Annotated in this window: 13 protein-coding genes; 1 reads left to right on the forward strand and 12 read right to left on the reverse strand. The window is 69.5% G+C overall.

The window, feature by feature from the left end; genetic code table 11:
- Positions 1 to 43 precede the first annotated feature (43 nt).
- From F9K34_RS13885 to F9K34_RS13895, 3 genes are all read right to left on the reverse strand, one after another.
- Positions 44 to 685: a protein-L-isoaspartate(D-aspartate) O-methyltransferase gene (locus tag F9K34_RS13885; RefSeq protein ID WP_291337568.1), complete on the reverse strand. Its 642-nt coding sequence runs from the start codon at positions 683 to 685 to the stop codon at positions 44 to 46.
- Positions 682 to 1467: a 5'/3'-nucleotidase SurE gene (gene surE, locus F9K34_RS13890; RefSeq protein WP_291337569.1), complete on the reverse strand. Its 786-nt coding sequence runs from the start codon at positions 1465 to 1467 to the stop codon at positions 682 to 684. The genes F9K34_RS13885 and surE overlap by 4 nt, the downstream gene beginning before the upstream one ends.
- A gap of 133 nt (positions 1468 to 1600) precedes the next feature.
- Positions 1601 to 2269, reverse strand: a complete 669-nt coding sequence (locus F9K34_RS13895; protein WP_291337570.1) for an SDR family NAD(P)-dependent oxidoreductase — start codon at positions 2267 to 2269, stop codon at positions 1601 to 1603.
- Between the two features lie 117 nt (positions 2270 to 2386).
- On the opposite strand from F9K34_RS13895, the gene F9K34_RS13900 reads away from it, so the two are divergent.
- Positions 2387 to 2977, forward strand: coding sequence for a biotin transporter BioY (locus F9K34_RS13900; RefSeq protein WP_291337571.1), 591 nt, complete (start codon positions 2387 to 2389; stop codon positions 2975 to 2977).
- A 61-nt stretch (positions 2978 to 3038) separates the two neighbouring features.
- Here the strand turns inward: F9K34_RS13900 and F9K34_RS13905 are convergent, their stop codons facing one another.
- The 9 genes from F9K34_RS13905 to F9K34_RS13945 all read right to left on the reverse strand — a co-directional run.
- Complete coding sequence (locus F9K34_RS13905) at positions 3039 to 3467, reverse strand: DUF1284 domain-containing protein (protein WP_291337572.1); 429 nt, start codon at positions 3465 to 3467, stop codon at positions 3039 to 3041.
- Positions 3464 to 4924 carry an amidophosphoribosyltransferase gene (gene purF, locus F9K34_RS13910; protein WP_291337573.1) on the reverse strand — a complete coding sequence of 487 codons (1461 nt, stop codon included), beginning with the start codon at positions 4922 to 4924 and terminating at the stop codon, positions 3464 to 3466. Before purF ends, F9K34_RS13905 begins: the two co-directional genes overlap by 4 nt.
- Positions 4925 to 5021: 97 nt before the next feature.
- Positions 5022 to 5666, reverse strand: a complete 645-nt coding sequence (locus F9K34_RS13915; RefSeq protein WP_291337574.1) for a CvpA family protein — start codon at positions 5664 to 5666, stop codon at positions 5022 to 5024.
- A gap of 17 nt (positions 5667 to 5683) precedes the next feature.
- The gene (radA, locus tag F9K34_RS13920; RefSeq protein ID WP_291337575.1) at positions 5684 to 7051 is read right to left on the reverse strand and encodes a DNA repair protein RadA; all 1368 of its coding nucleotides are present in this window, start codon (positions 7049 to 7051) and stop codon (positions 5684 to 5686) included.
- Positions 7052 to 7155: 104 nt separating this feature from the next.
- Entirely contained in the window at positions 7156 to 7602 is a 447-nt protein-coding gene (locus F9K34_RS13925; RefSeq protein ID WP_291337576.1) for a paraquat-inducible protein A, read from the reverse strand.
- 41 nt (positions 7603 to 7643) lie between these two features.
- A complete protein-coding gene (locus tag F9K34_RS13930; protein ID WP_291337577.1) occupies positions 7644 to 7865 on the reverse strand; it encodes a hypothetical protein in 222 nt (73 codons plus the stop codon).
- 231 nt (positions 7866 to 8096) lie between these two features.
- Positions 8097 to 8843 (reverse strand): ABC transporter ATP-binding protein, encoded by a 747-nt coding sequence (locus F9K34_RS13935; RefSeq protein WP_291337578.1) that lies wholly within the window; start codon positions 8841 to 8843, stop codon positions 8097 to 8099.
- On the reverse strand, positions 8840 to 9622 hold the full coding sequence (locus tag F9K34_RS13940; protein WP_291337579.1) for an MlaE family ABC transporter permease: 783 nt from the start codon (positions 9620 to 9622) through the stop codon (positions 8840 to 8842). The genes F9K34_RS13935 and F9K34_RS13940 overlap by 4 nt, the downstream gene beginning before the upstream one ends.
- Positions 9619 to 9858, reverse strand: a 240-nt coding sequence (locus F9K34_RS13945) for an alanine racemase C-terminal domain-containing protein (protein ID WP_291337580.1), incomplete at its 5' end; no start/stop codon positions are given. The genes F9K34_RS13945 and F9K34_RS13940, both read right to left, overlap by 4 nt.

Here is a 9858-nt window from a genome sequence, read left to right on the forward strand (position 1 = left end):
GTTGGTCGGGCCCTTGGTCTCGTTCGGCCGTGCGCCCGGAGGTTCAGTCCTGCGCCAGACCCTCGACCAGCGGCACGAAGCGCACCGGTCTCAGTTCGTCGTAATCGTACCCGTGAGAGCGGCGCGTGACCTTGATCAGGCTCTGCACCGTATCCGACTGCCCCACCGGCAACACCATGATACCGCCTTCGCGCAACTGAGCCAATAGGGGCCCCGGCGGGTCCTCGGCCGCGGCGGTGACGATGATGCGGTCAAAGGGCGCCTGGTCGGGCAGGCCGTGGCTGCCGTCGCCCGCGATGGCGGTGATGTTGGTCAGGCCGAGCCGGCCGAAGACGCCTTCGGCCTCGCGCACGAGGCGGCGGTGGCGGTCGATGGTATAGACCCGCCGGGCGAGGAGCGAGAGGATCGCGGCCTGATAGCCGGAGCCGGTGCCGACCTCCAGCACCTTGTCGCGGGGGCCGACCTCCAGCGCCTGGGTCATGAGGCCGACGACCGAGGGCTGGCTGATCGTCTGGCCGCAGGCGATCGGCAGCGGCATGTCCTCGTAGGCGCGGTCGGCGAAGAGCCCGGTGACGAAGGCGCCGCGGTCGATCTTCTCCATCGCCGTCAGAACGCGGGCGTCGGTCACCCCCTTCGAGCGGAGCGCGTAGAGAAAGCGCATCTTCCGCTCGGCGGTGTCGGTCATCCGAACCGCGCCTCGAGGTCGGCCAGCGAGTCGTGGGCGGTGAGATCGGCGCGCATCGGCGTGATCGAGATGTAGCCGTCGAGGTTGACGGCCACGTCGGTGCCGGGCGCGGTGGGCATGTGCTGCGGCCCGCCGGTGATCCACAGGAATTTCTTGCCGGCGGGCGAGATATGCGGCTCCACCCCGAAGAACGTGTCGGTCCGGTAGCCCTGGGCGGCGACCTTCATGCCCTTCACCGCGGCGGCGGGGACGGGCGGGAAGTTGACGTTGTAGAAGAGCCGGTAGTCGCCCCGGTCCCACAGGCCCTTGTCGAGAAGCGCCCGGACCACCGCGACGCCATGGTCGCGCGCCGCCTCGAACGGTGTCTCCAGATCCTCGGTCAGCGGGCCCATGAACTGGCTCAGCGCGATGGCCGGCAGGCCCTGGAGCGCGGCCTCCATCGCGCCGCCGACGGTGCCGGAGTAGAGCACGTTCTCGGCCGCGTTGTTGCCGCGGTTGACGCCCGAAAGGACGAGGTCGGGCCGGTCGCCCCGGAAGACGTCGTAGAGTCCGGCGAGGACGCAGTCGGCGGGGCTTCCTTCGGCCGCGTAGCGGCGGGGACCGAGCTTCAGGATCATCATCGGGTGGGTGTAGCTGATGCAATGCGCCACGCCCGACTGTTCGAAGGCGGGGGCGACCGTCCAGACCTCGCCGTCCGGTCCGGCGATCTCGCCGGCGATGGAGGTCAGGATCTCGAGCCCGGGCGCGTTGATGCCGTCGTCGTTGGTGATGAGAATGCGCATGCCGGGCCGCCCGCTGTGTCTGGGCACCTGATTAGACGACCGTGGCGGGTGCGTAAAGCGCCCCCGGTCGGTGCGGCGGGGGCGGGGGAGCCTCCGGCGGGAGTATTCGGGTCACGGGGTGACCCGGGCGCGCTCAGGCCCCGGCGAGGACGCCGTCGAGGAGCCGGGCCGCCTCGTCGTGGATGTCGGCAAGGCGGGCGCGGTCCTCGCCGGGGAAGAAGCGGGCGCGGGTCGCGGTGGCCATCGGGCGCGGCGTCTCGATCACCACCCGGGGGCCGATCTTCGCGGTCTCGGCCTGCCAGCTGCGGGCGAGCGCGATCTGCGCGGCCTTGGTCGCGCCGTAGGTACCGAAGAACTTCGCCCCCGCGCGCGGATCGTCGAGAAAGAGCGCGGTGCCGCCCGCGCTGCGCAGGAGGGGATCGAGAAGCGGGATGAGCGTCGCCGTCGCGCGGAGGTTCGTTGCGATGGATTTCTCGATCTCCTTCGCGTCGGTCTGCGAGGCGGGCGATAGCGGCGCGGCCTGGATCGCGGCATGGACCCAGAGCCCGAGCCCGCCCCAGCGCGCGCCGATGGAGCCGGCGAGGTGTTCCATCGCGGCCGCGTCGGTCACGTTGAGCGGCGCGAGCGTCGCGGTGCCGCCGGCGGCCTTGATCCGGTCGTCGAGTTCCTCGAGCCCTCCGACGGTGCGGGCAACGGCGAGGACATGCCAGCCCCGCGCCCCGAGCGCGGCGGCCATGGCATAGCCGAGGCCCCGGGAGGCGCCGGTGACGAGGGCGAGGCGGGAGGCGGATGGCGCGGTCATGGTGCCGCTTTGGCACCGGCGGGCCCCCCGCGCAAGGGGCAGAAATGACGGAAGCGATTGACAGGACGCCGCACCGCGGAGAAATTGCGCGGAATCTGACAGAGGAAGGAACTCCAGATGACCCTTTCCAAAGCCCTCGTACCCTCGCAATCCCTGCTGACCCGCGCGCTCATGGTGGCCGGCGGATCGGCCTTCATCGCGCTGGCCGCTCAGGTCTCGGTGCCGATGCTTCCGGTGCCGATGACCCTCCAGACGCTGGCGATCCTGCTCGTCGGCTTCGCGTTCGGGGCGCGGATGGGCGTGGCGACGCTGCTCGCCTATCTCGCCGAGGGGGCCATGGGCCTCCCCGTCTTCGCCAACGGCATGAACGGAATCGCCTTCTTCGGCCCGACGGCGGGCTTCCTCCTCGGCTTCGTGGCGATGGCCGCGATTGCGGGCTATGCCGCCGACCGCGGGGTCACGGGCGTGATCGCGACGGCCGCCGTGGCGCTCGCCGCCTCGGCCTTCATCTACCTGCCGGGCGTCGCCTGGGCGATGTCGCTGGCCGAGGTCGCGGGCATCGATACCGCGAAATGGGGCGCCGACAGCTTCGCCATGGTCTGGCAGTACTACATGTCGCCGTTCCTGATCGGCGATGCGGTCAAGGCGGTGCTTGCCGCGCTGATCGTGACGGGTGGCTGGGCCGCGCTGAAATCCCGCAAGGCCTGATCGCCGGGCAAGACCCGCAGAAGGACCAGACGCCGCGCCCCTGGCGCGGCGTTTTTCATCGTCAGCCCTCTTCGGCGTGAAGCGCGGCGAGGGCCGCCTCGCAGAGGCCGAGCGGCTCCCACTCGCAGCCGGCGCAGAGCTGCCTGAGGCTGCCCGCAGGCACCGAGGCGCGGATGCGCGCCTTCGCCTCGCCCCAGGTCAGCCGGTCGCCGGGCGCCAGGTTCAGCACATAGGCGTGGGCTGCGTCGAGCCGCGCGATCTTCCCGCCCGCCTCGCAGCCCTCGCCTTGCCGCTTGGGGCAGGGCGCGCAGATCGCGTCGGCCGTGCCTGTGACCTCGATCAGGGTCTCGTCGCCCCCGGGGGCGCGCAGGCGACCCATGACGATGGCCGACATGTTCGCGGTGAATGTCTCGGAATAACCCTTGCCCTGAAAGCCGAGCGAGCAGAGGAAGTGGTGCGGGCGGTAGCGAAGCGGGCCGGCGCCGGTCACTCCGCGGCCTTCATGGTGAAGCCCCGCGCGATCTGGTCGGCCGGGGCCACGGGGTAATCGCCCGAGAAACAGGCGTCGCAGTACTGCGGGCTGGCGCTGTCGCGCCCTGCTGCCTCGCCGACCGCCCGGTAGAGCCCGTCGAGCGAGATGAAGCGGAGCGAATCTACCCCGATCCAGTCGCGCATCTCGTCCTCCGACATGGTGGCGGCGAGGAGCTTGGAGCGTTCCGGCGTGTCGACGCCATAGAAGCAGGGCCAGGCGGTGGGCGGCGAGGCGATGCGGAAATGGACCTCGGCGGCGCCGGCATCGAGGATCATGTCCTTGATCTTGCGGCTGGTGGTGCCGCGCACGACGGAGTCATCGACGAGGATCACCCGCTTGCCGCGGATGAGCGCGCGGTTGACGTTGAGCTTGAGCCGCACCCCCATGTTGCGGATCTGCTCGGTCGGCTCGATGAAGGTGCGGCCCATGTACTGGTTGCGGGTGATGCCGAGGCCGAAGGGGATGCCGCTTTCGGCGGCGTAGCCGATCGCCGCAGGGGTGCCGCTGTCGGGAACCGGACAGACGAGGTCGGCCTCCACCGGCGCCTCGCGGGCAAGCTCCACGCCGATCTGGCGGCGCGTCTCGTAGACCGACCGCCCGCCGAGAATCGAGTCGGGGCGCGAGAAGTAGACATGCTCGAAGATGCAGAACCGCGGCTTCGACGGGGCGAAGGGACGCGAGGAGGTGATCCTGCCCTCCTCGATCACTACCATCTCGCCTGGCTCGACCTCACGCACGAAGTCGGCGCCGATGATGTCGAGCGCGCAGGTCTCGGAGGAGAGGGCATAGCCCTCGCCGACCTTGCCGAGGACGAGCGGGCGGACGCCGAGCGGATCGCGCACGCCGATGAGCTTCGTGCGCGTCATGGCGATGACCGAGAAGGCGCCTTCCACGGCCCGGAGCGCATCCTTGATCCGCTCGGCCAGGGTCTTCTGCATCGACCGCGCCATGAGGTGGATGATGCATTCGCTGTCCGACGAGGACTGGAAGATCGCGCCGCGCTCGATGAGCTGCTGGCGAAGCTGGGCGGCGTTCGTCAGGTTGCCGTTGTGGGCAATGGCGCAGCCGCCGATGGCGAATTCGCCGAAGAAGGGCTGCACGTCGCGGATGGCGGTGGCGCCCTTGGATCCGGCAGTCGAATAGCGCACATGGCCGATGGCGAGGCTGCCCGGCAGCGTGGCCATGACGTCGGCCTTGGTGAAGTTGTCGCGCACATAGCCGAAACGCTTGGCGTTGTTGAAGCCGTCGGTCGCATCGTAGCTGACGATGCCCCCCGCTTCCTGCCCCCGATGCTGGAGCGCATGCAGCCCGAGCGCCACGAAATTCGCCGCGTCGCTCACGCCGATGACGCCGAAGACGCCGCATTCTTCCTTCAGCTTGTCGTCATCGAAGGGATGGGCGAGGTGTCGGCGCATCGCGCTGTCTCCGAATCCGGGCAGGGAGTCGACCCTCATTTAGGGGCAACCGCGCCGCATGTCACGCCCGCGTCACGAAGACATGGCGTCATGGAGATCAGTTCGAGGGCGCCGTGATGGTCTTGGCGCCGGTTCCGTCCGTCGCGCCGGCCGCGCCTTCGGTCCCCGCGTCGGTCGCCGTCGAGGTCGGTGCGCCGCAGTCGCCCACCAGATCGCGGTAGCGGTCGAGGATCCATCCGGGCGCGTCCTGCGGCACCTCCTGGTTCAGCCTCTGTTCGAGCGAGGAGAAGATCTTGGCGGACTGCGAGTTGTCCACGACCGGCACGGTCGAGCCCGAAAGCACGCGCGAATAGACGACGAAGGCCACCGCGACGAGAAGGATGCCCCGGAGGACGCCGAAGAGGAAGCCGAGTCCCTGGTCGATCCCCCCGAGCGCCGAGCGCTGGACCGCCGAGGCGAAGACCGGCGTGAAGATCGACATCACGATGAGGGAAAGCGCGAAGACGCCGGCGAAGGCAGCGATGATCGAAAGCTCGCAGCTGTCGCCGAGGAACTTGTCGAGCACCGGGATCTGCTTGACGAGGGGTTCGGCCTGCGGCGCGAAGATGAAGGCGAGCACGGCCGCCGCGACCCAGCCGGCGATGGCGAGAGCCTCGCGCACGAAGCCCCGGCTGTAGGCCAGGATCGCCGACATCAGGATGATGACGGCCACAACTGCATCGACGATGGTAAAGCCTTCCATGCCCTCGCTCCTCGTTCTCAGCCCGCGGCGAACATTTCGCCGACAAACGTGGTGAGATCGGGCATCTTGCGCACCCGCATCCCGTCGCCGGTCTCGATCCTGGACCGTTCCGGAGCGACCGCCTGTGAGAAACCAAGTTTTTGCGCCTCTTTCAACCTGTTTTCCGCCTGACCGACCGGGCGCAGGGCACCGGAGAGGCTGATTTCGCCGAAGACCACCATGTCCGGGGGCAGCGCCACGTCTTCGCGGGCCGACAGAAGGGCCGCCGCCACCGCGAGATCCGCCGCGGGTTCCGAGACGCGCATCCCGCCCGCGACGTTCAGGAACACGTCGAGACCGGCGAAGGGGATGCCGCAGCGGGATTCGAGCACGGCGAGGATGGTGGAAAGGCGGCCTGCATCAAGGCCGACGACGGTCCGGCGCGGCGTGCCGAGCGGCGAGGGCGCGACGAGGGCCTGGATTTCGGTCAGCACCGGCCGCGTCCCCTCGATCCCGGCGAAGACGGCCGACCCGGGCACGGCCTGCCCACGCTCGGAGAGGAAGAGCGCCGAGGGATTGGCGACCTCGGCCAGGCCGCCGCCCGTCATCTCGAAGACGCCGATCTCGTCGGCCGGGCCGAAGCGGTTCTTCACCGCGCGCAGGATGCGGAACTGGTGCCCGCGCTCGCCCTCGAAGTAAAGGACGGTATCGACCATGTGCTCGACCACGCGCGGGCCGGCGATCTGGCCCTCCTTTGTCACGTGGCCGACGAGCACCACGGCGGTGCCGCGGCGCTTGGCGAAACTGACGAGCTCGTGCGCCGCCGACCGGACCTGGGAGACGGAGCCGGGCGCGGCCTCCACGTGGTCGGCCCACATGGTCTGGATGGAATCGATGATCGCGAGATCGGGGCGGAGCGTGTCGAGCGTCGTCAGGATGTCACGCAGGTTGGTCTCGGCCGCAAGCTGCACCGGCGCGTCGGCAAGCCCGAGCCGCTGCGCCCGCATGCGCACCTGCGCCGCCGCTTCCTCGCCGGAAACATAGAGGCAGGACAAGCCCTTGCGGGCGAAACTTGCGGTGGCCTGCAAGAGCAGCGTGGACTTGCCGATGCCGGGGTCTCCGCCGACGAGGATCGCCGAAGCTGGCACCAGACCGCCGCCGAGGACACGGTCGAGTTCGTCCATGCCGGAGGCGGCGCGCGGGGGCGGGGTTTCGGCCGCAGCGAGCGTCGTCAGGTCGATCACGCGGCCCTTCGCCCCGCCGAGCGTCTTCGTCGCGGGGCCGGCGGACAGGGGCGCTTCCTCGACGATGGAGTTCCAGGCGCCGCAGGCGTCGCAGCGCCCGGCCCATCTGCGGTGTGCCGCGCCGCAGGCGGTGCAGGTGAAGGAAGGGGATGCTTTCGCCATGTGCCCTTCCTGCCCGATGGCGCGGAGACCGGCAAGGGGGAGGGGGTGTCCCGTCGCCGGCGATGCGCGGGGCGCAGAGGGCGCTTGCGGCGGAACGAAGGGCGTCAGCGCGCCGATGTCGGCCGGCGGGCGCGTTCGGTGCGGTGCGAGATCGCGAGGCTCGCGAGGATGCAGGCGGTGAAGAGGTAGAGGCCCCAGGCGGTCTCCAGCCGTCCGACGCCCACGCCCTTGGCGATGACGATGTAGAGCGCGATGAGGAAGACATCCGCCATGGCGAGCCGGCCAAGCAGGTGGAGCGCCGGCAGGAGCCGCGGCGAGGCGAGGCGGAACTGCACCAGCGCGAGACCGATGGTCTTGAGATAGGGGGCGAAGATCGCGAGGAAGGTCACGAGGAGCGCGAGCGCCACGTCCTTTTCCCAAAGCGCCTGGAGCCCGGTCACCACCGATATCTCGTCCAGATCGAAGAAGGGCAGGAGCCCGGCGCGGAGAAGCGGCGCGAACCACGAGACCGGGAAGAGGACGAGAAGCGAGAGGTTGGCGGCGCGCAGCATGGGCGCGCTTCTACACTGGCGGCGCCGGTCGACCAAGGGCCTCAGTAGGCGGCACGCTGGCGCCTCCGCCGCAGGAAGATCAGCATCGCGACCCAGATCCAGAAGCAGACCCAGGCGAGGAACGCCGCCAGCGCGTGACTGTGCCCGAGGATGAGGCCCTCGTCGCCCATCTTCCAGAGCGTGAGGGCAAGGACGACGGTGTTGATGGCGATGGACGCGACGGATATGGCGGCGCCGGCCCGGAGCCATGGCGACGGATGCAAGCCGCGGCGGCGCAAGGATGCGACCCGACGCAAGGCCGCACCCAGGCTCACCGCCGGCGGAACCACGAACAGGGCAACAAGCAGAAGAAACGCGGGCCAGATGCCCTGAGCCGAAGCCATGTCTCGCCTCCAGCCCCATCCAGAACGCCCCGAGCCTATTGCGCTTTGGGTCCGCGAGTCAATTTCGCGGAGGCCCGGCGGCAGAGGCCCGCCAACCGGGCCGCGGCGGGGTCAGCGGACGGCCTCGATCGGGCCTTCTGCCCTGCCATGGATGAATTGCTGGACGTAAGGATCTGCCGTCGCGTCCATTTCCGTGACGGGCCCGGTCCACTGGATGACCCCGTCATGGAGCATCGCCACCTTGTCGGCGATGGCGCGGACGGAGGACATGTCATGGGTGATGGTCATGGCGGTCGCGCCCATCTCGGTCACGATCTCGCGGATGAGCTGGTTGATCACGCCGGCCATGATCGGGTCGAGACCGGTCGTCGGTTCGTCGAAGAAGATGATCTCGGGCTCGGCGGCGATGGCGCGGGCGAGGCCCACGCGCTTCTGCATCCCGCCCGAAAGCTCGGCCGGGAAGAGGTCGGCCGTCTCGGGCTTCAGCCCGACGCGGCGCAGCTTCTCGATGGCGATGGCGCGGGCATCGGCCTTCGGCCTCTTCAGGGAGCCGCGCAGGAGCCGGAAGGCGACGTTCTGCCAGACCGGGAGGGAATCGAAGAGCGCGCCGCCCTGGAAGAGCATCCCGAAGCGGGCGAGGAAGGCGTCGCGGGATGCGGTTTCGACATCCTCTCCGTCCAGCGCGATGGTGCCGCTGTCAGGATGAACGAGACCGAGTATGCATTTGAGAAGAACGGACTTTCCCGTGCCGGAGCCGCCGATGATCACCATGCTCTCGCCCGAGGGGATGGTCAGGTTGACCCCCCGCAGCACGCGGTTCGATCCGAAGGCCTTGTGGACGTCCGTGAGCGTGATCATGCGGAGAAGAAGACCTCCGTCAGGATGTAGTTGGTGGCGAGGATCAGGACCGAGGCCGCCACCACGGCGGACTTGGTGGCCCGGCCCACGCCCTGCGCGCCGCGGCCCGAGTGCATCCCGTAGAAGCAGCCCATCAGCGCGACGATGAAGCCGAATGCCGCACCCTTCCAGAGGCCCGAGGCGATGTCGGACCATTCGAGGAATTCGCGGGTGTTCTTGAGATAGGTCGCCGGATTGAAGCCGAGCCGGTTCACCCCGACGAGGTAGCCGCCGAAGATGCCGATCGAGTCGCCCACGGCGACGAGCACCGGCACGGCAAGGGTAGCCGCAAGGACGCGCGGCACGGTGAGGTATTTCATCGGATGGGTCGAGAGCGTCACCAGCGCGTCGATCTGCTCGGTGACCTTCATCGTGCCGATCTCGGCCGCGATGGAGGAGGCGACGCGCGCCGCGACCATGAGCCCGCCGAGAACCGGCCCGAGTTCGCGCACCATGCCGATGGCGACGATCGAGGGCACCACGCTCTCGGCGGAGAAGCGCGCCCCTCCCGCGTAGATCTGCAGGGCGAGCGCGCCGCCGGTGAAGAGCGCGGTCATGCCGACGACCGGCAGGCTGAACCAGCCGATCTGCATCAGCGCGTGAAGGAATTCCTTCGGGTAGAAGGGCGGGCGGAAGAGGTGGCTCACCGCTTCCACCCCGAAGAGCGCGAGCCGGCCGAGCGTGGCGAGCCCGCCGAGGACGAGGCGCCCGAGTGCCGCCAGCGGAGCGAGCAGGCTCATGCCGCGGCCCCGCTGTAGCGCCGCGCGTAGCGGGCGCCGAGGGCGGTCAGGACCTCGTAGCCGATGGTGCCGGCGGCGGTCGCGAGCGCGTCGACGCCCTGCTGCGGCCCGAGGATGTCGAGTGCATCCGGCACCTCGTCGAGTTCCGTCACGTCGGCGGCCATCAGGTCCATGGAGACGCGGCCGACGAGCGGGCAGGCCCGGTCGCCGGCGAAGACCTTCGCGCGCTCCGACAT

Origin of the sequence: Albidovulum sp., assembly GCF_008933605.1 — a bacterium.
Taxonomy (GTDB): domain Bacteria; phylum Pseudomonadota; class Alphaproteobacteria; order Rhodobacterales; family Rhodobacteraceae; genus Albidovulum.